At 57.2% G+C, this 24,272-nt stretch carries 22 protein-coding genes; 16 read left to right on the top strand and 6 right to left on the bottom strand.

Annotation, left to right across the window (positions count from 1 at the left end; translation table 11 throughout):
• Nucleotides 1-29 precede the first annotated feature (29 nt).
• The 13 genes from bamA to tilS all read left to right on the top strand — a co-directional run bounded on the left by bamA (nucleotide 30) and on the right by tilS (nucleotide 17,799).
• Nucleotides 30-2,435, top strand: a complete 2,406-nt coding sequence (bamA, locus tag KFZ77_RS03885; RefSeq protein WP_264385489.1) for an outer membrane protein assembly factor BamA — start codon at nucleotides 30-32, stop codon at nucleotides 2,433-2,435.
• Between the two features lie 121 nt (nucleotides 2,436-2,556).
• Nucleotides 2,557-3,051, top strand: coding sequence for a molecular chaperone Skp (gene skp / locus KFZ77_RS03890; RefSeq protein WP_264385490.1), 495 nt, complete (start codon nucleotides 2,557-2,559; stop codon nucleotides 3,049-3,051).
• 3 nt (nucleotides 3,052-3,054) lie between these two features.
• On the top strand, nucleotides 3,055-4,080 hold the full coding sequence (gene lpxD / locus KFZ77_RS03895; protein WP_031518435.1) for a UDP-3-O-(3-hydroxymyristoyl)glucosamine N-acyltransferase: 1,026 nt from the start codon (nucleotides 3,055-3,057) through the stop codon (nucleotides 4,078-4,080).
• 127 nt (nucleotides 4,081-4,207) lie between these two features.
• Nucleotides 4,208-4,663: a 3-hydroxyacyl-ACP dehydratase FabZ gene (gene fabZ, locus KFZ77_RS03900; RefSeq protein WP_017458006.1), complete on the top strand. Its 456-nt coding sequence runs from the start codon at nucleotides 4,208-4,210 to the stop codon at nucleotides 4,661-4,663.
• Nucleotides 4,664-4,666: 3 nt separating this feature from the next.
• On the top strand, nucleotides 4,667-5,455 hold the full coding sequence (gene lpxA / locus KFZ77_RS03905; RefSeq protein WP_264385491.1) for an acyl-ACP--UDP-N-acetylglucosamine O-acyltransferase: 789 nt from the start codon (nucleotides 4,667-4,669) through the stop codon (nucleotides 5,453-5,455).
• A complete protein-coding gene (lpxB, locus tag KFZ77_RS03910) occupies nucleotides 5,456-6,604 on the top strand; it encodes a lipid-A-disaccharide synthase (protein ID WP_264385492.1) in 1,149 nt (382 codons plus the stop codon).
• Nucleotides 6,604-7,200, top strand: a complete 597-nt coding sequence (rnhB, locus tag KFZ77_RS03915) for a ribonuclease HII (RefSeq protein WP_031518428.1) — start codon at nucleotides 6,604-6,606, stop codon at nucleotides 7,198-7,200. Before lpxB ends, rnhB begins: the two co-directional genes overlap by 1 nt.
• 35 nt (nucleotides 7,201-7,235) lie before the next feature.
• The gene (dnaE, locus tag KFZ77_RS03920) at nucleotides 7,236-10,718 is read left to right on the top strand and encodes a DNA polymerase III subunit alpha (RefSeq protein WP_264385493.1); all 3,483 of its coding nucleotides are present in this window, start codon (nucleotides 7,236-7,238) and stop codon (nucleotides 10,716-10,718) included.
• 105 nt (nucleotides 10,719-10,823) lie between these two features.
• Nucleotides 10,824-11,783, top strand: coding sequence for an acetyl-CoA carboxylase carboxyl transferase subunit alpha (accA, locus tag KFZ77_RS03925; protein ID WP_031518425.1), 960 nt, complete (start codon nucleotides 10,824-10,826; stop codon nucleotides 11,781-11,783).
• Between the two features lie 170 nt (nucleotides 11,784-11,953).
• Entirely contained in the window at nucleotides 11,954-13,720 is a 1,767-nt protein-coding gene (locus tag KFZ77_RS03930) for a glycoside hydrolase family 19 protein (protein ID WP_264385494.1), read from the top strand.
• 132 nt (nucleotides 13,721-13,852) lie between these two features.
• Nucleotides 13,853-15,991, top strand: coding sequence for a lysine decarboxylase LdcC (locus tag KFZ77_RS03935; protein WP_264385495.1), 2,139 nt, complete (start codon nucleotides 13,853-13,855; stop codon nucleotides 15,989-15,991).
• A 52-nt stretch (nucleotides 15,992-16,043) separates the two neighbouring features.
• Entirely contained in the window at nucleotides 16,044-16,433 is a 390-nt protein-coding gene (locus KFZ77_RS03940) for a VOC family protein (protein ID WP_264385496.1), read from the top strand.
• 67 nt (nucleotides 16,434-16,500) lie between these two features.
• Nucleotides 16,501-17,799 (top strand): tRNA lysidine(34) synthetase TilS, encoded by a 1,299-nt coding sequence (gene tilS / locus KFZ77_RS03945; protein ID WP_264385497.1) that lies wholly within the window; start codon nucleotides 16,501-16,503, stop codon nucleotides 17,797-17,799.
• Nucleotides 17,800-17,842: 43 nt separating this feature from the next.
• Here tilS and rof read toward each other — a convergent pair whose 3' ends face one another.
• Nucleotides 17,843-18,103 (bottom strand): Rho-binding antiterminator, encoded by a 261-nt coding sequence (rof, locus tag KFZ77_RS03950; protein WP_031518416.1) that lies wholly within the window; start codon nucleotides 18,101-18,103, stop codon nucleotides 17,843-17,845.
• Entirely contained in the window at nucleotides 18,090-18,290 is a 201-nt protein-coding gene (locus tag KFZ77_RS03955) for a YaeP family protein (protein WP_031518415.1), read from the bottom strand. The genes rof and KFZ77_RS03955 overlap by 14 nt, the downstream gene beginning before the upstream one ends.
• 203 nt (nucleotides 18,291-18,493) lie before the next feature.
• Here KFZ77_RS03955 and KFZ77_RS03960 point away from each other — a divergent pair, with 203 nt between their 5' ends.
• From KFZ77_RS03960 to nlpE, 3 genes are read left to right on the top strand one after another with little or no spacing between them, the layout of a single operon-like run.
• Nucleotides 18,494-19,039, top strand: a complete 546-nt coding sequence (locus KFZ77_RS03960; RefSeq protein ID WP_031518413.1) for a YaeQ family protein — start codon at nucleotides 18,494-18,496, stop codon at nucleotides 19,037-19,039.
• Nucleotides 19,036-19,452: an alternative ribosome rescue aminoacyl-tRNA hydrolase ArfB gene (gene arfB / locus KFZ77_RS03965; RefSeq protein ID WP_031518411.1), complete on the top strand. Its 417-nt coding sequence runs from the start codon at nucleotides 19,036-19,038 to the stop codon at nucleotides 19,450-19,452. The genes KFZ77_RS03960 and arfB overlap by 4 nt, the downstream gene beginning before the upstream one ends.
• 26 nt (nucleotides 19,453-19,478) lie before the next feature.
• Entirely contained in the window at nucleotides 19,479-20,174 is a 696-nt protein-coding gene (nlpE, locus tag KFZ77_RS03970) for an envelope stress response activation lipoprotein NlpE (RefSeq protein WP_031518409.1), read from the top strand.
• Nucleotides 20,175-20,235: 61 nt separating this feature from the next.
• Here nlpE and proS read toward each other — a convergent pair whose 3' ends face one another.
• From proS to KFZ77_RS03990, 4 genes are all read right to left on the bottom strand, one after another.
• Nucleotides 20,236-21,954: a proline--tRNA ligase gene (proS, locus tag KFZ77_RS03975; protein ID WP_031518407.1), complete on the bottom strand. Its 1,719-nt coding sequence runs from the start codon at nucleotides 21,952-21,954 to the stop codon at nucleotides 20,236-20,238.
• Between the two features lie 105 nt (nucleotides 21,955-22,059).
• Nucleotides 22,060-22,767 (bottom strand): tRNA (N6-threonylcarbamoyladenosine(37)-N6)-methyltransferase TrmO, encoded by a 708-nt coding sequence (tsaA, locus tag KFZ77_RS03980; protein ID WP_264385498.1) that lies wholly within the window; start codon nucleotides 22,765-22,767, stop codon nucleotides 22,060-22,062.
• Complete coding sequence (rcsF, locus tag KFZ77_RS03985; RefSeq protein ID WP_031518404.1) at nucleotides 22,764-23,168, bottom strand: Rcs stress response system protein RcsF; 405 nt, start codon at nucleotides 23,166-23,168, stop codon at nucleotides 22,764-22,766. The genes tsaA and rcsF overlap by 4 nt, the downstream gene beginning before the upstream one ends.
• Nucleotides 23,169-23,435: 267 nt before the next feature.
• Nucleotides 23,436-24,251 carry a MetQ/NlpA family lipoprotein gene (locus tag KFZ77_RS03990; RefSeq protein ID WP_031518402.1) on the bottom strand — a complete coding sequence of 272 codons (816 nt, stop codon included), beginning with the start codon at nucleotides 24,249-24,251 and terminating at the stop codon, nucleotides 23,436-23,438.
• Nucleotides 24,252-24,272: the final 21 nt, after the last annotated feature.

Genomic DNA, 24,272 nt, shown 5'->3' on the forward strand with positions numbered 1-24,272 from the left:
AGTTTGGTTAGGAAGAACGCATAACAACGATGGCGATGAAAAAGTTGCTCATAGCGTCGCTGCTGTTTAGCAGCGCCACCGTATACGGTGCTGACGGTTTCGTAGTGAAGGACATTCATTTCGAAGGCCTTCAGCGTGTCGCCGTTGGTGCGGCCCTCCTCAGCATGCCAGTGCGCCCAGGCGACACGGTGACTGATGAGGATATCGGAAATACCATTCGCGCCCTGTTTGCTACCGGCAACTTCGAGGATGTGCGGGTACTGCGCGACGGCGAAAACCTGTTGGTTCAGGTTAAAGAACGCCCGACTATCGCCAGCATTACTTTCTCCGGCAACAAGTCGGTGAAGGATGACATGCTGAAGCAGAACCTCGAAGCCTCCAGCGTGCGCGTGGGTGAATCCCTCGACCGAACCACCCTTTCAGATATCGAAAAGGGTCTGGAAGACTTCTACTACAGCGTAGGTAAATACAGCGCCAGCGTGAAAGCGGTTGTTACTCCACTGCCGCGTAACCGCGTAGACCTGAAGCTGGTGTTCCAGGAAGGCGTGTCGGCCACCATTCAGCAGATCAACATTGTCGGTAACCATGCCTTCAGCACTGAAGAGCTGATTTCTCAGTTCCAGCTGCGTGACGAAGTGCCGTGGTGGAACGTAGTGGGCGATCGTAAATACCAGAAGCAAAAACTGGCGGGCGACCTTGAAACCCTGCGCAGCTACTATCTGGATCGCGGCTACGCACGTTTCAACATTGACTCTACTCAGGTCAGCCTGACGCCGGATAAAAAGGGCATCTACATCACCGTTAACGTGACGGAAGGCGAGCAGTATAAGATTTCTGGTGTTGAAGTCAGCGGCAACCTCGCTGGCCACTCAGCCGAAATCGAAAGCCTGACCAAAATGGAGCCGGGTGAGCTGTATAACGGCACCAAAGTGACCAAAATGGAAGACGACATCAAGAAATTGCTTGGTCGTTATGGTTACGCCTATCCGCGCGTTCAGAGTCAGCCGGAAATCAACGACGCGGATAAGACCGTTAAGCTGCGCGTCAACGTTGACTCCGGTAATCGCTTCTACGTGCGTAACATTCGCTTTGAGGGTAACAGCACCTCCAAAGATGCCGTCCTGCGCCGCGAAATGCGTCAGATGGAAGGGGCATGGCTGGGGAGCGACCTCGTCGATCAGGGTAAAGAGCGTCTGAACCGTCTCGGCTATTTCGAAACTGTTGACGTTGATACCCAACGCGTAGCGGGCAGCCTGGACCAGGTAGACGTGGTCTACAAAGTTAAAGAGCGCAACACCGGTAGCTTTAACTTCGGTGTCGGCTACGGTACCGAGAGTGGCGTCAGCTTCCAGGTCGGCGTTCAGCAGGATAACTGGTTAGGTACCGGTTATTCCGTTGGCATCAACGGAACCAAAAACGATTACCAGACCTACTCTGAATTCTCTGTCACCAACCCGTACTTCACCGTAGACGGTGTGAGCCTCGGTGGTCGTGTCTTCTATAACGACTTTAAAGCGGACGATGCGGATCTCTCCTCCTATACCAACAAGAGCTATGGTGTAGACGGAACCCTCGGCTTCCCGGTGAACGAATACAACACGCTGCGCGTGGGTCTGGGCTATGTCCACAACGACCTGTCCAACATGCAGCCGCAGGTGGCGATGTGGCGCTATCTCGACTCCGTTGGTCAGAGCAGCCCGACCACGACCGATGAGAACGGCTTCTCAGCAGATGACTTCACGCTGAACTATGGCTGGACGTACAACAAGCTTGACCGTGGTTACTTCCCGACCGAAGGTTCTCGCGTCAACCTGAATGGTAAAGTTACCATGCCAGGTTCCGATAACGAGTTCTACAAGGTAACGCTGGATACCGCCTCTTACTTCCCGATCGATGACGATCATAAGTGGGTGATTCTGGGTCGTACCCGTTGGGGCTATGGTGACGGTCTTGGCAGTAAAGAGCTGCCGTTCTATGAGAACTTCTATGCCGGTGGCTCCAGCACCGTGCGTGGCTTCCAGTCGAACAACATCGGTCCGAAAGCAGTTTACTTCGGCCCGAATAACGAAAATTGCGAAGCGGGGACTTACTGTAGTTCTGATGATGCGGTCGGCGGTAATGCCATGGGCGTTGCCAGCCTTGAGTTCATCACCCCGACGCCATTCCTGAGCGAAAAATATGCGAACTCCGTACGTACTTCGCTGTTTGTCGACGCGGGTAGCGTCTGGGATACAAACTGGGACAATACGGCAGCGATGCAGGCAGCAGGCGTGCCTGACTACAGCGACCCAAGCAATATCCGTATGTCGGCCGGTCTGGCATTACAATGGATGTCTCCATTAGGACCACTGGTGTTCTCGTATTCTCAGCCGTTCAAGAAATACGATGGAGACAAGGCGGAGCAGTTCCAGTTTAACATTGGTAAAACCTGGTAATTGCGCGTCGCAAAGGAATGCTGATGCAGTGTAGCGGCGTCAGGCGGTTGCATTACGCACCGCCTGTAGCCCGCGAAAAATCGGTACCCTCGGGTACTCATGGGATGGTAAGGAGTTGATTGTGAAAAAGTGGTTATTTGCTGCAGGTCTCGGTTTAGCAATGGCGGCGTCTGCACAAGCTGCTGATAAAATTGCCGTTGTGAACATGGGTAACCTGTTCCAGCAGGTTGCTCAGAGCACAGGTGTTTCCAAAACTCTGGAGAATGAGTTCAAAGGCCGTGCCGGTGAACTGCAACGCATGGAATCCGACCTGCAATCCAAAATGCAGCGCCTGCAGCGCGATGGCTCGACCATGAAAGCGAGCGAACGCAGCAAGCTGGAAAAAGACGTTATGGCACAGCGCCAGGACTTCTCCGGCAAAGCGCAGTCCTTTGAACAGGATCGTTCTCGTCGTTCCAACGAAGAGCGCGGCAAACTGGTTACCCGTATTCAGACCGCTGTGAAGAAAGTTGCAGCCGATCAGGATATCGATCTGGTTCTGGACGCAAACACCGTTGCTTACACCAGCAGCGATGTTAAAGACATCACTGCAGACGTGCTGAAACAGGTTAAATAAGTAATGCCTTCAATTCGACTGGCTGATTTAGCCCGGCAGTTGGATGCAGACTTGCACGGAGATGGCGATATCGTCATCTCCGGCGTCGCGTCTATGCAATCTGCTTCCGAGGGACACATTACGTTCATGGTAAACCCGCGTTACCGTGAGCAACTGGCATTATGCCAGGCATCCGCCGTTGTGATGACGTCGGACGATCTTCCTTTTGCTAAGAGTGCTGCACTGGTCGTTAAGAATCCGTACCTGACCTATGCCCGCATGGCGCAAATTCTTGATACCACGCCGCAGCCTGCCGCTGACATCGCCCCGAGCGCCGTCATCGACCCGTCCGCGCGGCTGGGTAAAAATGTGGCTGTCGGCGCGAATGCCGTTATTGAATCTGGCGTTGAGCTGGGTGATAACGTTATTATCGGCGCCGGCTGCTTCGTTGGTAAAAACACGAAGCTGGGTGCAAACACCCGCTTGTGGGCCAACGTCTCGGTTTATCATGAGATCGACATTGGTGAAAACTGCCTGATCCAGTCTGGTACCGTTATTGGTTCCGACGGATTTGGCTATGCCAACGATCGTGGAAACTGGGTTAAAATACCGCAGATTGGACGTGTAATTATCGGTAACAATGTTGAAATTGGTGCCTGTACCACGATCGATCGCGGTGCGCTGGATGACACTGTTATCGGTAACGGTGTTATCATAGACAACCAGTGCCAGATTGCGCACAACGTCGTGATTGGTGACAATACCGCCGTTGCTGGCGGGGTCATCATGGCAGGCAGCCTGAAAATCGGCCGCTACTGCATGATCGGCGGTGCCAGCGTGATTAATGGTCACATGGAAATCTGTGATAAAGTGACGGTAACAGGGATGGGCATGGTAATGCGCCCCATCACTGAACCTGGGGTATACTCTTCAGGAATTCCGCTGCAACCAAATAAAGCATGGCGAAAAACCGCAGCGTTAGTGATGAATATCGATGACATGAGCAAACGCCTCAAGGCCATCGAACGTAAAGTCAATTCACAGGACTGAATCACTTCGGCTTGACGCCTTCGCGCTTACCAGATTCGCGGCCTGCTGGCTTTCTAAGGATTGCCGCGGGCCGTGTTACTATTATTGCCAATAAGTACATTCAGTACATTTAGACAGGAAGAGTATTTTGACTACTGACACTCATACTCTGCACATTGAAGAGATTTTAGAGCTTCTGCCGCACCGCTACCCGTTTTTGCTGGTAGATCGCGTGCTGGATTTTGAAGAAGGTCGTTTTCTACGCGCAGTTAAAAATGTCTCAGTAAACGAGCCGTTTTTCCAGGGCCATTTCCCTGGCAAACCGATTTTCCCGGGCGTTCTGATCCTCGAAGCGATGGCGCAGGCGACCGGCATTCTGGCATTCAAAAGCGTTGGTAAGCTTGAACCGGGCGAACTGTATTACTTCGCCGGTATCGACGAAGCGCGCTTTAAGCGCCCGGTCGTGCCAGGAGACCAGATGATCATGGAAGTCACATTTGAAAAAACGCGCCGTGGCCTGACGCGCTTCAAAGGTGTTGCGCTGGTTGACGGCAAAATCGTATGCGAAGCTACCATGATGTGCGCGCGTAGCCGGGAGGCCTGATACGTGATTGATAAAACTGCCTTTATTCATCCGACTGCTATTGTGGAAGAGGGTGCCGTTATTGGTGCCAACGCCCACATTGGCCCGTTCTGTATTGTTGGTCCGAACGTCACTATCGGCGAAGGTACAGTACTGAAGTCTCATGTAGTAGTGAATGGTCATACGACCATTGGTCGCGACAACGAGATTTATCAGTTCGCCTCTATCGGTGAAGTGAACCAGGATCTTAAGTACGCCGGGGAACCGACCCGCGTGGAAATTGGCGATCGCAACCGCATTCGCGAAAGCGTAACTATCCACCGCGGCACAGTACAGGGCGGTGGATTGACGAAGGTGGGGAGCGATAACCTGATGATGGTTAACGCGCATGTCGCACACGACTGCACCGTCGGCAGCCGCGTTATTCTCGCGAACAACGCCACGCTTGCCGGCCACGTATCGGTGGACGATCACGCTATCATCGGCGGTATGACCGCCGTGCATCAGTTCTGCATCATCGGCGCACACGTGATGGTTGGCGGCTGCTCCGGTGTGGCGCAGGACGTGCCGCCTTATGTGATTGCTCAGGGCAACCATGCCACGCCTTACGGCGTGAACATCGAAGGCCTCAAGCGTCGCGGCTTCAGCAAAGAAGCGCTGCATGCTATTCGTAACGCTTACAAGCTGCTCTACCGCAGCGGTAAGACGTTTGAAGAGGCGAAGCCGGAAATCGCTGAGCTTGCCGAACGTCATCCGGAAGTGAAGGCGTTTAGCGACTTCTTCGAGCGCTCCACACGCGGTCTGATTCGTTAAATGCAGGCGAAGCGTCCCCTTACGATTGCCCTGGTCGCCGGAGAAACCTCCGGCGATATTCTTGGTGCAGGTCTCATCCGCGCATTGAAAGCGCGTCATCCCGACGCCCGTTTTGTTGGCGTTGCCGGTCCGCGCATGCAGGCTGAAGGCTGTGAAGCCTGGTATGAAATGGAAGAGCTGGCGGTGATGGGCATCGTGGAGGTGCTGGGCCGTTTGCGCCGTCTGCTGCATATCCGCGCCGATCTCACCCGTCGCTTCACCGAGCTGCAACCGGATGTTTTCGTGGGCATTGACGCGCCTGACTTCAACATCACGCTTGAAGGCAAGCTGAAGCAGCAGGGCATTCGCACCATTCACTACGTCAGCCCGTCGGTCTGGGCCTGGCGCCAGAAACGCGTTTTCAAAATCGGCAGAGCCACCGACCTGGTGCTGGCATTTCTGCCTTTCGAAAAAGCGTTTTACGATAAATATAACGTTCCGTGCCGCTTTATCGGTCACACCATGGCGGATGCCATGCCGCTGGACCCGGATAAAAACGCGGCGCGCGACGTGCTTGGCATTCCTCATGAAGCCCACTGCCTGGCGCTGCTGCCGGGGAGCCGCGGTGCGGAAGTGGAGATGCTTAGCGGCGATTTCTTAAAAACCGCGATGCTGCTGCGCGAGCGCTGGCCCGATCTTGAAGTCGTGGTGCCGCTGGTTAACGCAAAGCGTCGCGAACAGTTCGAACGCATCAAAGCCGAAGTGGCGCCGGATTTACATATTCATCTGCTGGATGGTCAGGCGCGTGAAGCGATGATCGCCAGTGATGCAGCGCTGCTGGCCTCCGGCACCGCCGCGCTGGAGTGTATGCTGGCGAAATGCCCGATGGTGGTTGGCTATCGCATGAAGCCCTTTACCTTCTGGCTGGCAAAACGGCTGGTGAAAACTGATTACGTCTCGCTGCCCAACCTGCTCGCCGGTCGCGAACTGGTAAAAGAGCTGCTGCAGGAGGAGTGCGAGCCGGCCCGACTGGCCGCAGCGCTGACGCCGCTGCTGGACGGCGGGGCAAAAAGTCATGAAATGCACGACATCTTCCGTCACCTGCATGAACAAATTCGCTGCAATGCCGACGAGCAGGCAGCCGACGCGGTGCTGGAGTTAGCGCAATAATGATGGAATTTATCTATCCCCATACGCATCTGGTTGCCGGCGTTGACGAAGTGGGCCGCGGCCCGCTGGTCGGCGCGGTAGTGACCGCTGCGGTTATCCTCGATCCGCAGCGCCCCATCGTTGGGCTTGCCGATTCGAAAAAGCTGTCGGAAAAGCGCCGCCTGGCGCTGTACCTCGAAATCCGTGAAAAAGCGCTGGCCTGGAGCATTGGCCGTGCTGAACCGCATGAAATTGACGAGCTGAATATTTTGCACGCCACTATGCTGGCGATGCAGCGCGCCGTCGCCGGGCTGAACGTGGTTCCGGAGTATGTGCTGATCGACGGCAATCGCTGCCCGGCGCTGCCGATGCCTTCTCTGGCGGTCGTTAAAGGCGACAGCCGGGTGGCGGAAATCAGCGCGGCGTCAATACTTGCCAAAGTGACGCGCGACCAGGAAATGGCCGAGCTGGATCTCAGCTTCCCGCAATATGGATTTGCCCAGCACAAAGGCTATCCGACCGCTTTTCATCTTGAACGCCTGGCAGAACATGGCGCCACCATTCATCACCGACGCAGCTTCGCGCCGGTTAAACGCGCGCTGGGCCTTGTCTGCTAAGACACTGGCTTGTACATCGTTAATCGGAAACTGAGATGGCTGAACCACGTTTTGTACACCTGAGGGTGCACAGCGACTACTCCATGATTGATGGGCTGGCAAAGACGGGACCGCTGGTAAAAAAGGCGGCCGCGCTTGGCATGCCCGCGCTGGCGATCACCGACTTTACTAACCTGTGCGGTCTGGTGAAGTTCTACGGTGGATCGCACGGCCTCGGCATAAAACCGATCATCGGTGCTGATTTTGTGATGCAGAGCGATGTGTTGGGCGATGAGCTCAGCCAGATCACCGTGCTGGCTGCCAATAACACCGGCTATCAGAACCTGACGCTGCTCATCTCCCGGGCCTATCAGCGTGGCTACGGCGTAAACGGTCCGTGGATCGACAGCGCCTGGCTGGCGGAGCTGAATGAAGGCCTGATCCTGCTCTCCGGCGGGCGCATGGGCGACGTCGGCAAATCGCTGCTGCGCGGTAACCGCGCTATGGTTGACAGCTGCGTGGCGTTCTATCAGCGCTGGTTTGCCGATCGTTTCTACCTGGAGCTGATCCGCACCGGTCGTCCGGATGAGGAAAATTATCTGCACGCCGCGGTCGCGCTGGCTGAAGAGACCGGTTTGCCGGTGGTCGCCACCAATGACGTGCGCTTCATTGACGCCGGCGACTTTGATGCGCATGAGATCCGCGTCGCCATTCACGACGGCTTCACCCTCGACGATCCGAAGCGTCCGCGTAACTACTCGACCCAGCAGTACATGCGCACCGAAGATGAAATGTGCGAGCTGTTTGCCGATCTCCCCGAAGCGCTGGAAAACAGCGTGGAAATCGCCCGTCGTTGTAACGTCACGGTACGCCTCGGCGAATACTTCCTGCCGCAGTTCCCGACCGGGGATATGTCGACCGAAGATTTCCTCGTCATGAAATCGAAAGAGGGGCTGGAAGAGCGCCTGGAGTTTCTCTTCCCGGACCCGGACGAGCGCGCGCAGAAGCGCCCCGAATACGACGAGCGTCTGGATATCGAGTTGCAGGTTATCAACCAGATGGGCTTCCCGGGTTACTTCCTGATCGTTATGGAGTTTATCCAGTGGTCGAAGGATAACGGCATTCCGGTCGGGCCGGGTCGTGGTTCCGGTGCCGGTTCGCTGGTGGCGTATGCCCTGAAAATCACCGATCTCGATCCGCTGGAATTTGACCTGCTGTTTGAACGCTTCCTGAACCCGGAACGCGTCTCGATGCCTGACTTCGACGTCGACTTCTGCATGGAGAAACGCGACCAGGTGATCGACCACGTCGCCGATATGTATGGGCGCGACGCGGTATCGCAGATCATCACCTTTGGTACCATGGCGGCGAAAGCGGTGATCCGCGACGTAGGACGCGTGCTCGGCCACCCTTACGGCTTCGTCGATCGTATCTCTAAGCTGGTGCCGCCCGATCCGGGCATGACGCTTGCCAAAGCGTTCGAAGCTGAACCGCAGCTGCCGGAAATTTATGAAGCCGATGAGGAAGTGAAAGCCCTCATCGACATGGCGCGTAAACTCGAAGGGGTGACGCGTAACGCCGGTAAGCACGCCGGTGGGGTAGTTATCGCCCCGACTAAAATTACCGATTTCGCGCCGCTTTACTGCGATGAATCAGGTAATCATCCGGTCACCCAGTTTGATAAGAACGACGTGGAGTATGCAGGCCTGGTGAAGTTTGACTTCCTCGGTCTGCGCACGCTCACCATTATCGACTGGGCGCTGAAGATGATTAACCCGCGCCGCGAAAAGCAGGGGCTGGAGCCGATCGATATCGCCGCAATCCCGCTTGACGACAAGAAAAGCTTCGACATGCTGCAGCGCTCGGAAACCACTGCGGTGTTCCAGCTTGAATCGCGCGGCATGAAGGATCTGATCAAGCGTCTGCAGCCTGACTGCTTCGAAGATATGATCGCGCTGGTAGCGCTGTTCCGCCCGGGCCCGTTGCAGTCCGGAATGGTAGATAACTTTATCGACCGTAAACACGGACGCGAAGCCATTTCATACCCGGACATCCAGTGGCAGCATGAAAGCCTGAAGCCGGTTCTGGAGCCGACCTACGGCATCATCCTGTATCAGGAACAGGTGATGCAGATAGCCCAGGTGCTCTCGGGTTATACCCTCGGCGGGGCGGATATGCTGCGCCGCGCGATGGGGAAAAAGAAACCCGAAGAGATGGCCAAGCAGCGTTCTATCTTCGAAGACGGTGCGAAAAATAACGGCGTCGACGGCGAGCTGGCGATGAAAATCTTTGACCTGGTAGAGAAATTTGCCGGTTACGGATTTAACAAATCGCACTCTGCGGCTTATGCTTTGGTGTCGTACCAGACGCTGTGGCTGAAAGCGCACTATCCTGCCGAGTTTATGGCCGCGGTAATGACAGCGGATATGGACAACACCGACAAAGTGGTCGGGCTGGTGGATGAGTGCTGGCGTATGGGACTTAAGATCCTGCCGCCGGATATCAACTCCGGGCTGTATCACTTCCACGTCAATGATGATGGCGAGATTGTTTACGGCATCGGCGCGATTAAAGGCGTGGGCGAAGGCCCGATCGAAGCGATCCTTGAAGCGCGTAACGAAGGCGGCTATTTCCGCGAGCTGTTCGATCTCTGCGCCCGCACCGACACCAAAAAGCTCAACCGTCGGGTGCTGGAAAAACTGATTATGTCCGGGGCGTTTGACCGCCTCGGGCCGCACCGCGCCGCGCTGATGAATTCCCTGGGCGATGCCCTGAAGGCCGCGGATCAACATGCGAAGGCGGAAGCCATCGGCCAGGCGGATATGTTTGGCGTGCTGGCAGAAGAGCCGGAACAGATTGAGCAGTCGTATGCCAACTGCCAGCCCTGGCCGGAGCAGACCGTGCTGGATGGTGAGCGGGAAACCCTCGGGCTGTATCTGACGGGTCACCCCATCAACCAGTACCTGAAAGAAATTGAGCGTTATGTCGGCGGCATGCGCCTTAAAGAAATGCACCCGACCGAGCGCGGTAAAGTCATTACCGCCGCCGGTCTGGTCATTGCCGCGCGGGTCATGGTCACCAAGCGCGGTAACCGAATCGGCATCTGCACCCTTGATGACCGTTCAGGGCGTCTGGAAGTGATGTTATTCACGGACGCGCTGGAAAAATACCAGCATCTGCTGGAACAAGACCGAATCCTGATCGTCAGCGGACAGGTCAGCTTTGATGACTTCAGCGGCGGGCTTAAAATGACCGCCCGCGAAGTGATGGACATTGCTGATGCCCGTGAAAAGTATGCGCGCGGGCTTGCTATCTCGCTGACGGACAGGCAAATTGATGACCAGCTTTTGAACCGTCTCCGTCAGTCTCTGGAACCCCACCGTTCGGGGACAATTCCAGTACATCTCTACTATCAGAGGGCGGATGCACGTGCGCGGTTGCGTTTCGGCGCAACCTGGCGTGTTTCCCCGAGCGATCGTCTCTTGAACGATCTGCGTGGCTTGATCGGTTCGGAGCAGGTGGAACTGGAGTTTGACTGATGCGTCAGCATCAGCGTTCCCGAGTTTTGATACTCGAACCGGAAGCCGCGTGGCCTGCCAGGTCCGGAGCAGGTGGAACTGGAGTTTGACTAAAACAGGAATACTATGAGTCTGAATTTCCTTGATTTCGAACAGCCGATTGCTGAGCTGGAAGCGAAAATCGATTCCCTGACGTCGGTAAGCCGTCAGGATGAAAAACTGGATATTAACATCGATGAAGAGGTGCTTCGTCTGCGCGAAAAAAGCGTAGAGCTGACGCGTAAAATCTTCGCCGATCTGGGTGCATGGCAGATTGCGCAACTGGCGCGTCATCCGCTGCGTCCGTATACCCTGGATTACGTTCGTCTGGCGTTTGACGAGTTTGATGAACTGGCTGGCGACCGCGCTTACGCGGACGATAAAGCCATCGTGGGCGGTATCGCACGCCTGGATGGTCGCCCGGTGATGATCATTGGTCATCAGAAAGGCCGCGAAACCAAAGAGAAGATCCGCCGCAACTTCGGTATGCCGGCCCCGGAAGGCTACCGCAAAGCGCTGCGCCTGATGGAAATGGCTGAACGCTTCAATATGCCGATCGTGACCTTCATCGACACCCCTGGCGCCTATCCGGGCGTGGGTGCGGAAGAGCGCGGCCAGTCCGAAGCCATTGCCCGCAACCTGCGCGAAATGTCACGTCTGACCGTACCGGTGATCTGCACCGTTATCGGCGAAGGCGGCTCCGGCGGCGCGCTGGCGATCGGCGTGGGCGACAAAGTCAACATGCTGCAGTACAGCACCTACTCAGTTATCTCCCCGGAAGGTTGCGCCTCCATTCTGTGGAAAAGCGCAGATAAAGCTCCGCTGGCGGCTGAAGCGATGGGCATCATCGCACCGCGTCTGAAAGAGCTGAAGCTTATCGACTCCGTGATCCCGGAGCCGCTGGGTGGCGCGCACCGCAACCCGGAAGCGATGGCTGCATCCCTGAAAGCGCAGCTGCTGGCCGATCTTGAAGATCTGGACGTGCTGAGCAAAGACGATCTGCTCAACCGTCGCTATCAGCGTCTGATGAGCTACGGCTACGCCTGATTAGGGTTTGTTATCTGCCATCAAGGGCCGCATGATGCGGCCCTTTTTTTATGCCTGCAGCACTGAGATTATGTGAGTCGTCGCGTGAGACGTTGTGAGAATGCAACGTCCGCGCTTTCCATACACTCCCTTCACCACATCGGTATGTTCAATGCGAAAAGGGGAAGGGTATGACATCACCACACATCGCCGCGCTGGGTGCGGCAGGCTTACTGTTTGGCGCACAGGCGGGGGCAGCGCCGCTACTCACTGCCAGCGAACCTTACAGCGTTAACGCGGCGGATCTGCAGAAGAAGGAGCAGGAGCTGAGTGGATTTCCGCTGATGCAGTCGGTCAAAGCGTCTATCCGCACGCTGGATAATGCCCAGGTTGAAAAAATCGAGCCGGGTAATAGTGGCAATCCGGAAAACGTGCGGCGGGTAGAAAGCATCATCAGCGCGAAGGACTGGGATTTTCTCTTTCCGCTGCGCGCCAGAGAGTACACCTACGTGAACTTCCTGAAAGCGGTGGGTAAATTCCCGGCGGTGTGCGGCGCCTACAGCGACGGGCGTGACGCCGAGGCCATCTGCCGTAAGTCGCTGGCGACGATGTTTGCCCACTTTGCTCAGGAGACGGGCGGGCACGAGAGCTGGCGCGAGGAGCCGGAGTGGCGTCAGGCGCTGGTCTACCTGCGTGAGATGGGCTGGGCCGAAGGGCAGAAGGGCGGCTATAACGGCGAGTGCAACCCTGATACCTGGCAGGGGCAGACCTGGCCCTGCGGTAAGGACAAAGACGGCGACTTCCTGAGCTACTTTGGTCGCGGTGCCAAGCAGCTCTCGTATAACTACAACTACGGTCCGTTCTCCGATGCGATGTATGGCGATGTGCGCCCGCTGCTGGATAAACCCGATCTGGTTGCCGATACCTGGATGAACCTGGCGAGCGCCATCTTCTTCTTCGTCTATCCGCAGCCGCCAAAACCCAGCATGCTGCACGTCATCGACCAGACCTGGCAGCCGAATCAGCATGACAAAGAGAGCGGGCTGGTGCCGGGCTTCGGCGTCACCATCCAGATTATCAACGGTGGCGTGGAGTGCGGCGGCGAAGCGGAGAACGCCCAGTCGCTGAACCGCATCGCCTATTACAGGGAGTTCGCGAAATACCTCAAGGTAAACGTGCCGGCGGATGAAGTGCTGGGCTGTAAGAAAATGAAGCAGTTTGATGCCGGTGGTGCGGGCGCATTGCCGATCTACTGGGAGATGGACTGGGGCTGGAGCACCACCACCCCGGACGGGCTGACCTATGCCTGCCAGCTGGTGGGTTATCAGACGCCGTTCAGCGCCTTTAAAGACGGCGACTATACCCAGTGCGTGAAAAAACACTTCAACGTTAAGGTGGTTGAGGATGGATCGGCCACGCCAGCGCCAGCGCCAACCCCGACGCCAACCCCAACGCCGCAGCCTTCACCGGGTCAGACCAACGTCGCGCCGATTGCACGTATCAGCGGGCCGGTCGGCGCGGTCGAGGCCGGTAGCAAGGTATCGCTCAACGGTGCCGGCTCCAGCGATGAAAATGGTGATGCGCTGACCTACAACTGGATGGCGCAGACCGGGCAGACCGTGAGCGGCAAGGATAAGAGCGTGGTGACCTTTAACGTGCCTGACACCGCCGCCGATGCGCAGTACATCATCAGCCTGAAGGTGGACGACGGGAAGCTGAGCGACACGACGACCTACACCCTTAACGTGAAAGCGAAGGCGAAAACGCCGGATGACAAGCCGACCGCGTATCCGGCCTGGTCAGGTAGCCATGCCTGGAAACCCGGGGACATCGTGCTGAACAACGGTGCGCTCTACCAGTGCAAACCCTTCCCGGAAGGAAGCTGGTGCAGCGTGGCTCCAGCCTACTACGAGCCGGGCGCCGGTATCGCCTGGTCCGATGCCTGGACCGCGCTGTAACCCTGTTGCCAGCCTGCGGGCTGGCACTTTCCCTGCTCAACCACCTCCCGCGAGGTGGTTTTTTGCCTTATCGGCTGCCGACGCGCTTCACTCAACTATGCTTACCAGACGCTTTTTTCCAGGAGGTAAGCATTGAATACCATTGCCATCATGGGCCCGCACGGGGCGTTTTATAAAGATGAACCCATCAGGGAGCTGCAGCAGGCGCTCATTCAGCAGGGATTTCAGCCGGTCTGGCCGGACAACAGCAACGATCTGCTGAAGCTTATTGAGCACAACCCGCGCGTCTGCGGCGTGATCTTTGACTGGGACGAATACAGCCTCGATCTGTGCTGCGAGATCAACCAGCTCAACGAGTACCTGCCGCTGTATGCCTTCATTAATACCCACTCGACGATGGACGTTACCGCCAACGAGATGCGCATGGCGCTGTGGTTCTTTGAATACGGGCTGGGCCAGGCGGAAGATATCGCCGCGCGCATCCGGCAGTACACCAATGAGTATCACGACAACATCACGCCGCCGCTGACCAAAGCGCTATTCACCTATGTGAACGAGGGGAAATATACCTTCTGCACGCCGGGGCATATGGCCGGTACCGCTTACCAGAAAAGCCCGGTCGGCTGTCTGTTTTACGATTTTTTCGGCGGCAATACCCTGAAAGCGGACGTCTCGATCTCGGTAACCGAGCTGGGATCGCTGCTCGATCACACCGGGCCGCATCTGGAGGCCGAAGAGTATATCGCCCGCACCTTCGGGGCCGAGCAGAGCTACATGGTGACCAACGGCACCTCCACCTCGAATAAAATCATCGGCATGTATGCCGCTCCTGCGGGCAGCACGCTGCTGGTGGATCGCAACTGCCATAAGTCGCTGACGCATCTGCTGATGATGAGCGACATCGTCCCGATCTGGATGAAACCCACCCGCAATGCGCTGGGCATTCTCGGTGGCATTCCGCGGCAGGAGTTCCTGCGCGCCACCATCGAGCAGAAAGTGGCGGCCACCCACGGCGCGAGCTGGCCAGTGCACGCCGTAATCACCAACTCCACTTATGACGGGCTGCTGTATAACACCAACTGGATCAAGCAGACCCTCGACGTGCCGTCGATCCACTTCGACTCCGCCTGGGTGCCCTATACCCATTTTCACCCGATCTACAACGGCAAAAGCGGCATGAGTGGCGAGCGGGTGCCGGGCAAAGTGTTCTACGAAACCCAGTCCACCCATAAAATGCTGGCTGCGCTCTCCCAGGCATCGCTGATCCACATCAAAGGGGATTACGACGAAGAGACCTTCAACGAAGCGTACATGATGCACACCACTACCTCGCCGAGCTATCCGCTGGTGGCCTCCATCGAAACCGCGGCGGCGATGCTGCGCGGCAACCCCGGACGGCGGCTGATCAACCGCTCCGTCGAACGCGCGCTCCATTTTCGTAAAGAAGTGCAGCGTCTTCGCGAAGAATCTGATGGATGGTTTTTCGATATCTGGCAACCTGAGGATGTCGAGGAAGCCGACTGCTGGCCCATTGAACCGGGACGGGCGTGGCACGGCTTCAACAATGCCGATGGCGACCATATGTTCCTCGACCCGGTTAAGGTCACGATCCTGACGCCGGGAATGAACCAGCAGGGCGAGATGAGCGAAGAGGGGATCCCGGCGGCGCTGGTGGCGAAATTCCTCGACGAGCGCGGGGTGGTGGTGGAAAAGACCGGCCCCTACAATTTGCTGTTTCTGTTCAGCATCGGCATTGATAAGACCCGGGCGATGAGCCTGCTGCGCGGGCTGACGGAGTTCAAACGCGCCTGGGATCTCAATCTGCGGGTGAAAAACATGCTGCCGGATCTCTACGCAGAAGATCCGGATTTCTATCGCAATATGCGCATCCAGACGCTGGGGCAGGGCATTCACGATCTGATCCGCCAGCACAAGCTGCCGGAACTGATGCTGCGGGCGTTCGACACTCTGCCGGAGATGAAAATGACGCCGCATCAGGCGTACCAGCAGCAGGTAAAGGGTAACGTTGAAACCGTGGAAATTGACGGCCTGCTGAACCGGGTGTCGGCCAACATGATCCTGCCGTATCCGCCGGGCGTGCCGCTGGTGATGCCGGGGGAGATGATCACCGAGCGGAGCCGGGCCGTCCTCGATTTTATGCTGATGCTGTGCTCTATTGGCCGTCACTATCCCGGTTTCGAAACGGATATTCACGGCGCCAGACTCGGGGAAGACGGCGTGTACCGGGTCAGGGTGTTAAAACAGGCTTAATGGCTTTCGGCAGCGCTGGCACAGGCTGCCGCATCAAACTAAGGAGAAAGGAATGCTGGGTTTAAAGCTGGTGCACCATATCGCCATCATCGCGTCGGATTATCAGACCAGTAAATCATTCTACTGTGACGTGCTGGGTTTTAACCTGTTATCAGAGGCCTATCGCGAGGCGCGGGACTCCTGGAAAGGCGATCTCGGCCTCGGGGAGCAGTACGTAATTGAGCTGTTCTCGTTTCCCTTCCCGCCCGCGCGCCCGAGCCACCCTGAAGCCTGCGGCCTGCGTCACCTGGCCTTCAGCGTCGATGACATTGACCAGGCGGTAACCCATCTCGAATCCCACGGCGTGAAGTGCGAGCCGATCCGCATCGATCCGCTGACCAACAAACGCTTCACCTTCTTTGCCGATCCCGATGGCCTGCCGCTGGAGCTTTACCAGCAGTAACGCTTGCAAGCGCGGATAATGCCCGGTAACGTTCCGGGCTTAACCGCCCGGTCTGTGACATACCCCTATGACGCCCGATACGCTTCTTGCTTCGCTTCGCCCGTCGCACCAGTTTCTGGTGGCGTACAGCGGCGGCCTCGACTCCACGGTGCTGTTGCATCAGCTGGTGCAGCTTCGCGCCGCTCATCCCGACTTGCACCTGCGTGCCATCCATATCCATCACGGTCTGAGTGACAACGCCGATAACTGGGCGGCGCACTGCCAGGCGCAGTGTGATGCCTGGCAGGTGACGCTGGACGTCGTGCGCGTGACGCTGGTGGATGACGGCAACGGGATTGAAGCCCAGGCACGCGAGGCGCGTTATCGGGCGTTGTCTGCTGCGCTGCGCACGGATGAAGCGCTGGTCACCGCGCAGCATCTGGACGATCAGTGCGAAACCTTTTTACTGGCGCTCAAGCGCGGCAGCGGTCCGGCAGGGCTGGCGGCGATGCCCGCCGCTGTGCCGTTCGGCGCGGGATGGCTGCGTCGTCCGCTGCTCAATACGCCGCGTCATACGCTGGAGCAGTGGGCGCAGCAGCACGGCCTGCAGTGGATTGAGGATGAAAGCAATCAGAGCCGCCGCTTCGATCGTAACTTCTTACGGCTGGATGTTCTGCCGTTACTCAATGCACGCTGGCCCCACTTCGCCGGCATGGTAGCCCGCAGCGCCGCGCTGTGCGCCGAGCAGGAGCAGTTGCTGGATGAGCTGCTGGACGATGAACTGCACAGCCTGCTGGATGCCCGGGGCACTCTTGCGATCGTCCCCCTGAAAGCCATGCGCGAGGCAAAGCGTGGCGCGCTGCTGCGGCGCTGGTTTGCCACGCATCATGCGCAGATGCCGTCGCGTGCGGCACTGGCGCGAGTCTGGTCCGAAGTTGCGCTGAGCCGGGAAGATGCTGCGCCAAAACTGGTGTTCGGCGATTACGCGGTGCGGCGTTATCAGGACCGGCTCTGGTGGGTAAAAAATCTGCCAGCGCCGACGAACCCGGTCATTTACTGGGATGCGCCGTATTCGTCGCTCAGCCTGACGGGCGGGAGGCTGTCTCTCGGGGAAGGGCAGCGCGTGCGCGCGCCGCGAGACGGGGAACGCGTGTCGATCCGCTACCGCGCCGCAGGCACGCTGCATATCGTCGGGCGCGAGCGCGGGCGCAGCCTGAAAAAACTGTGGCAGGAACTGGGCATTCCGCCGTGGGAGCGCGAGATCGTGCCGCTGCTGTTTTACGGCGAACAGCTCATTTCCGCCGTGGGCGTGTTTGTTACTCAGGAAGGGCGGGCTGGGGATGAAAACGGCTGGCAGCTGTGCTGGGAGCGTGATGCAGAGGCGTAAAAAAGGGCAGCTCAGGCTGCCCACGTTGTAAACCGGAGGGGGATCAGGATTCGCTCACCACGACGGTACCAATTTCAGGATGGCTGAAGCTGGCGATCTTATCGAGGCGCAGCTCGCGTGTGGCACCCGCGTCTTCAACAATCAGGTATTCCACATTTTTACGTGACACCAGATCGCTGGCCTTCGCCTTCAGAACCTCACCGCTTTTAAGCTCCAGCGTCAGTAATAAATGATGCTGGCAGGCGAGTTCGAGATTGTCATAGTCATCGCAATTGATGGGTTGATAGGCATCATTCATTGACATAATCGCTCACCAGTAAGTTCGCGGCAGCATACGCCGCCTTTTCCCTGACCGCCTCTGAAATGGCGTCGTTCTCAACGACCTCATTCAGAACCCGTAATACGCAGCCCAGCGCATCGGGGACGTACCCCAGATCGCCGCTGGCAATCTCAGCATAACGCTGGCGTATTAACTCACAATATTTTTCCACATGCCCTCCTGTCCAGAGCCCAGACAACAGACTTTTCGTGGGATGCACGATAAGCCTACGAGGATAAACTCTGTTTAGCAAGGTGACTATACCATACTCGCCGCGCCATTATCAGCGTGGCACCGGGGCAGAATGTCAAAGCCCGACAGCGCTTTACGGGCAAATTCGCTACAATAGCCGCTCTTATGAAAAGGAGTGGTGTGATGGCGTTAAAAGCAACAATCTACAAAGCAATGGTCAACGTGGCCGACATGGATCGTAACCAGTATCTTGATACCACGCTGACCCTGGCGCGCCACCCTTCTGAAACCGAAGAGCGCCTGATGCTGCGCCTGCTGGCGTGGATCAAGTTCGCGGATGAGCGTTTGCAATTTACTCGCGGTCTCAGTGCCGAAGACGAGCCCGAAGCCTGGCTGCGCAACGATCATCTGGGTATCGATCTGTGGATTGAGCTGGGTCTGCCGGATGAAAAGCGCGTCAAGAAAGCCTGCACCCAGTCTAAAGAGGTGGCGCTGTTCGCCTATAATAGTCGTGCGGCGCAAATCTGGTGGCAGCAAAACCAGACGAAGCTTGCCAGCTACAGCAACCTCAGCATCTGGTATCTGGATGATGAGCAGCTGGCGAAGCTGACGGCCTTTGCGACGCGCACGATGTCGCTGCAGGCAACGATTCAGGAGGGCGCCATCTGGCTGTCGGACCCTGAAAACAACCTGGAAATTCACTTTACCACCTGGCAACAGCACGCATGATTGAACTGTCACGCAACGTCACCATTCCCGATAACGAGGTGGAGATCACCGCCATTCGCGCCCAGGGGGCGGGCGGACAGCACGTCAATAAAACCTCGACCGCCATTCATCTGCGCTTCGATATTCGCGCCTCCAGCCTGCCCGAGTCGTATAAAGAGCGCTTGCTGGCCGCCACGCATCACCTGATCACCGCCGACGGGGTGGTGATCATCAAAGCTCAGGAGCACCGCAGCCAGGAGATGAACCGCGAAGCGGCGATCGCACGTCTGGTTAACCTGATTACGGAACTAACGACCCCGCAGAAAAGTCGAAGGGCTACAAAACCGACGCGCGCCTCAAAGCTGCGCCGGCTCGATGCTAAATCCCAGAAATCAGCCACCAAGGCGCTGCGAGGCAAGGTCCGGGGTCTGTAACAGGGAATCAATGAAAAGGAATACCCATGAAAAAACGATTTATCCTGATTGCGGCCCTGTGCGCCGTGGCGGCGCTGCCGGGATGTAATAACCGGAATGACGAGCGCTCCGTTGCCCAGGAGCAGGCGGGAGAGCTGAAAGCGATGCAGCAGAGCTACCGCGGGGTGCTGCCCTGCGCTGACTGCAGCGGTATCGAAACCACGCTATTTCTGGAAAAAGACGGTACCTGGGTGATGAACGAGCGTTACCAGGGCGGCAAAGCTGACAGCGCATTTGCGTCGTATGGCCGCTGGGCGCGCACCGCCGACCGGCTGGTGTTGACCGGGGTTGATGGTGAGAAGCGCTATTTCCGCCCGAAAGGCGACGATCTGGAAATGCTCGACCGGGAAGGGCACCCCATCGAATCGAATTTCGATTACACCCTGAAAGCCGTGGATGCCGGGTTACCCGCCACGCCGATGGTGATGAAAGGTATGTACCGCTATATGGCGGATGCAGCGGTATTCACCGACTGTGTGACCGGCAAGCGCACCGGTGTGACGAACAATGCGCAGCTTGAACGTGGCTATGCCCAGGCGCGGGGTGAGGCGGGTGCGCCGGTACTGCTGATCGTGAAGGCGCATTTTGCCATCGACGCCAATGAAGATACCGGCGCGCCGGAAAAAACGCTGGTGGTGGATGAGCACGGCACCTTTACTGCTGGCAAAGGCTGCGATGACTGAGCCTCCGGCCGGTAAATAAAAAAGCCCCGCCAGTGCGGGGCTTTTGTTTTTCCGGGAGGGATTAACGCGGGATGTTTGCCAGCAGGTAATCCAGGATGTCGCCGGTCTTGATCATCTTCTTCTCGCCGCTGCGACGGTGTTTGTACTCAATCTCGTCGCTGTCGAGGTTGCGGTCGCCAATCACCACGGTGTGCGGAATACCGATCAGTTCCATATCAGCAAACATCACGCCCGGACGCTCTTTACGATCGTCCATCAGCACATCAATGCCTTTAGCGCGCAGCGCGTTGTAAAGATTCTCGGCCAGCTCCTGCACGCGGAAGGATTTGTGCATGTTCATCGGCAGGATCGCCACCTGGAACGGGGCAATCGCGTCCGGCCAGATGATGCCGCGGTCATCGTTGTTCTGCTCAATCGCGGCAGCCACCACGCGGGTCACGCCGATACCGTAGCAGCCCATGGTCAGGATCTGATTGCGACCATCTTCACCCTGTACCGAGGCTTTCATCGCTTCAGAGTATTTGGTGCCAAGCTGGAAGATATGACCCACTTCGATACCGCGTTTGATAAGCAGCGTGCCCTGACCATCCGGGCTGACGTCGCCGACCATTACGTTACGGATATCGGCGACTTCCGGGGTCGCCAGATCGCGATCCCAGTTAATACCGAAGTAGTGTTTGCCATCGACGTTAGCGCCCGCGGCAAAGTCGCTCATCACCGCTACGCTGCGATCGATAACCACCGGCACCGGCATATTGACCGGACCGAGCGAACCAGGGCCGGCGTTAACCGCGGCGCGGATCTCTTCTTCGGTGGCGAAAGTCAGCGGGCTTGCGACCTGCGGCAGTTTCTCCGCCTTCACTTCGTTGAGCTCGTGATCGCCGCGAACCAGCAGGGCAACCAGCGGGTAAGCGCTGCCTTCCACCGCTTTCACCAGCAGAGTTTTCACGGTTTTTTCGACCGGCAGGTTGAACTGCTCTACCAGCTGGGCGATGGTTTTCGCGTTCGGGGTCTCAACCAGCGTCATCTCCTGGCTGGCGGCGGCGCGCGGCTCAGCAGGCGCAACGGCTTCGGCCAGTTCGATGTTGGCGGCATAGTCGGAACCGGTAGAGAAGACGATATCGTCTTCGCCGCTCTGGGCCAGCACCTGGAATTCGTGCGATGCGCTACCGCCGATAGAGCCGGTATCTGCCTGTACCGCACGGAAATCCAGCCCCATGCGGGAGAAGATTTTGCTGTAGGCGGCGTACATGTTGTCGTAGGTTTCCTGCAAGGATTCCTGGGTGGTGTGGAACGAGTAGGCATCCTTCATCAGGAACTCGCGGGAGCGCATCACGCCAAAGCGCGGACGCACTTCATCACGGAACTTGGTCTGGATCTGGAAGAAGTTAAGCGGCAGCTGCTTATAGGAGCTGAGCTCGTTACGGATCAGGTCAGTGATCACCTCTTCATGCGTCGGACCGAGCACAAACGGACGATCGCCGCGATCGACCAGGCGCAGCAGCTCCGGGCCGTACTGCTCCCAACGTCCGCTCTCCTGCCACAGATCTGCTGGCTGCACCACCGGCATAGACACCTCGATCGCACCGGCGTTGTTCATCTCTTCACGCACGATGTTTTCGACTTTTTTCAGCACGCGCAGGCCGGTCGGGAGCCAGGTATACAACCCGGAGGCCAGCTTGCGGATCATCCCGGCGCGCAGCATCAGCTGATGGCTGATCACTTCCGCGTCGGCAGGTGTCTCCTTAAGGGTGGAGAGCAGATATTGGCTAGTACGCATGTTGTTACGGTTCCATTTGAGACATGCAGGCTGAGTGATGCCTGACACAAAAAAGTGGTTTAGTTTATCAGTGTGACAGAGTTGCCAAAAGAGAGTGATATCAATTTAGCGTGCTTCGAGTGCAAACACTTCTGCGCCATGCTCGGTTACCCGCCAGCGCACGTTGAAATCCAGCAGCCAGACGGCATAAGTTTTGCCCGCGTCTTCGCCCTTACGGTAGGCCGGGCGCGGGTCCTGAGCCAGCACATCGCGGATGAAGCGCTGAAGATGCGGATAGCGTTTTTCCAGGGTCTGCAGGCGGGCGGCGATCTCTGCGGTGAAAAAGACCGGCATATCGGCAGACGGCGCATGCTGCGCATAGCCGGCGCGGGCGTCAGGCAGCGCTTCGGCGAACGGCAGGTAGGGTTTGATATCAATGATCGGCGTGCCATCCACCAGATCGAGGCTGCCCAGCTTCAGGATCACGCGCTCTTTCTGGCAGATAATGCCTTTGATTTCGACCAGCGACATACCCACAGGGTTCGGGCGAAAGGTAGAGCGCGTGGCGAATACGCCCATCCGCGCATTACCGCCCAGCCGTGGCGGGCGCACCGTAGGCCGCCAGCCGCCTTCCATCGTCTGATGAAACACAAACAGCAACCACAGATGACTGAAGCCTTCCAGGCCGCGCAGGGCATCGGGCTGATTGTAGGGCGCGAGAAGATGGAGCTCGCCGTGCCCGTCTTTCACCAGGCCTGGCTGGCGCGGGACGGCGAATTTTTCTTTATAAGGGGAGCGGATAACGCCGATTTGCTCAAAGCTGAATGCGGTCATTTCGCAGAAACGTTAAGCGCCGAACCGATACAAATTGCCTGACGATAACAACCCGGCGTGCCGCTGGTCACTTCACAGCTGTGCAGCAGAACCGCGTTCGCTTTCATTTTAGAGGCGTTGATCTGTAGGCGTTTCCGGGCGGTCGGGATATTCGGCGGTGAGTCCTGATTGCTGGCCTGGCACGACTCGCCGGTGACTTCACCCATATCGCGGAACGGTTTGCCCAGTAAGTCTTCAGCATTGGTGTAGATTTTTACCGGCGCAGGGGCTGATGCACGTGGTCTGGTCGGTTCCGTTTTCGCAGGCGCTGTCGTGCTTTTGGCAGGTTCAACAGGGGATCTGTCTAACATGGAACAGCCGCTCAGGGCGAGCGCTAATAAACAGATCGGTAAAGCACGCATAATTTGTCCTCGATGAATAAGCAAGATAAGCATGATTGAATCAGGTAATGGATACCGGCGGCAGCATAACGTCATGGAAGCGTGCGCTGCGTCGGGTAAAAAAGGTGTTGTTACCCGAAAAAGGTACCCGGTCAAAAATAACCGTCAATATCCTATAGCAACTTTAAAAGGTTGTCTGTTCAGAATAGTGGACAACATTTACCGCGAGACGGGCCAGAAATGAAAAAACGGGCCGTAGCCCGTTTGGTATAACTGTTGCGCTCAGGCTTACCAGCCTTTTACCGCGCCGCCGTTGAAGACTTTATTCGCTGCGGCGTTCACTTCTTCAGACTGATAGGCCTGTACAAATTTCTTCACGTTTTCCGCGTCTTTATTGTCTTCGCGGGTAACCAGCATGTTTACATACGGGGAGTCTTTATCTTCCACGAAGATGCCGTCTTTAGCCGGGGTCAGGTTGATCTGGCTGGCGTAGGTAGTGTTGATAACGGCCAGGGCAATCTGATCATCATCCAGCGAGCGCGGCAGCTGCGGCGCTTCCAGTTCAACAATCTTCAGGTTTTTCGGGTTTTCGGTCACGTCCAGCACGGTCGGCAGCAGGCCGATATCGTCTTTCAGTTTAATCAGGCCCACTTTCTGCAGCAGCAGCAGGGAGCGACCGAGGTTGGTCGGGTCGTTAGGGACCGCAACCTGAGAACCCGGCTGCAGCTCTTCCAGTGACTTAATCTTTTTGGAATAGCCAGCGATCGGGTAAACGAAGGTGTTGCCCACTGACACCAGCTTATAGCCGCGATCTTTGATCTGCTGATCCAGATACGGTTTGTGCTGGAAGGCGTTCAGGTCGATGTCGCCTTTGCTCAGGGCTTCGTTCGGCAGAACGTAATCGTTAAAGGTCACCAGCTCAACATCAAGACCGTATTTCTCTTTTGCAACTTTCTGCGCCGCTTCAGCCACCTGCTGCTCAGCACCGACGATTACGCCCACTTTAATATGGTTCGGATCTTTCTCTTCCTGACCACAGCCTGCCAGCGCCAGCGAGCCGATAAGCGCACCCATCACCGCCAGAGTTTTCAATTTGAACGCCATAATCTTTCCTTACTCAAGTAT

Source organism: Siccibacter colletis (genome assembly GCF_025914095.1).
GTDB lineage: Bacteria > Pseudomonadota > Gammaproteobacteria > Enterobacterales > Enterobacteriaceae > Siccibacter > Siccibacter colletis.

Bases quoted from the DNA above. Each gene is read 5' to 3' on its own strand.
- lpxD (WP_031518435.1), top strand. From the start codon at position 3,055: ATGCCTTCAATTCGACTGGCTGATTTAGCCCGGCAGTTGGATGCAGAC.
- tilS (WP_264385497.1), top strand. From the start codon at position 16,501: ATGACGCCCGATACGCTTCTTGCTTCGCTTCGCCCGTCGCACCAGTTT.
- KFZ77_RS03990 (WP_031518402.1), bottom strand. From the start codon at position 24,251: ATGGCGTTCAAATTGAAAACTCTGGCGGTGATGGGTGCGCTTATCGGC.
- rcsF (WP_031518404.1), bottom strand. From the start codon at position 23,168: ATGCGTGCTTTACCGATCTGTTTATTAGCGCTCGCCCTGAGCGGCTGT.
- lpxB (WP_264385492.1), top strand. From the start codon at position 5,456: ATGCAGGCGAAGCGTCCCCTTACGATTGCCCTGGTCGCCGGAGAAACC.
- rnhB (WP_031518428.1), top strand. From the start codon at position 6,604: ATGATGGAATTTATCTATCCCCATACGCATCTGGTTGCCGGCGTTGAC.
- nlpE (WP_031518409.1), top strand. From the start codon at position 19,479: ATGAAAAAACGATTTATCCTGATTGCGGCCCTGTGCGCCGTGGCGGCG.
- tsaA (WP_264385498.1), bottom strand. From the start codon at position 22,767: ATGACCGCATTCAGCTTTGAGCAAATCGGCGTTATCCGCTCCCCTTAT.
- arfB (WP_031518411.1), top strand. From the start codon at position 19,036: ATGATTGAACTGTCACGCAACGTCACCATTCCCGATAACGAGGTGGAG.
- accA (WP_031518425.1), top strand. From the start codon at position 10,824: ATGAGTCTGAATTTCCTTGATTTCGAACAGCCGATTGCTGAGCTGGAA.
- dnaE (WP_264385493.1), top strand. From the start codon at position 7,236: ATGGCTGAACCACGTTTTGTACACCTGAGGGTGCACAGCGACTACTCC.
- proS (WP_031518407.1), bottom strand. From the start codon at position 21,954: ATGCGTACTAGCCAATATCTGCTCTCCACCCTTAAGGAGACACCTGCC.
- rof (WP_031518416.1), bottom strand. From the start codon at position 18,103: ATGTCAATGAATGATGCCTATCAACCCATCAATTGCGATGACTATGAC.
- KFZ77_RS03940 (WP_264385496.1), top strand. From the start codon at position 16,044: ATGCTGGGTTTAAAGCTGGTGCACCATATCGCCATCATCGCGTCGGAT.
- bamA (WP_264385489.1), top strand. From the start codon at position 30: ATGGCGATGAAAAAGTTGCTCATAGCGTCGCTGCTGTTTAGCAGCGCC.
- KFZ77_RS03930 (WP_264385494.1), top strand. From the start codon at position 11,954: ATGACATCACCACACATCGCCGCGCTGGGTGCGGCAGGCTTACTGTTT.
- KFZ77_RS03960 (WP_031518413.1), top strand. From the start codon at position 18,494: ATGGCGTTAAAAGCAACAATCTACAAAGCAATGGTCAACGTGGCCGAC.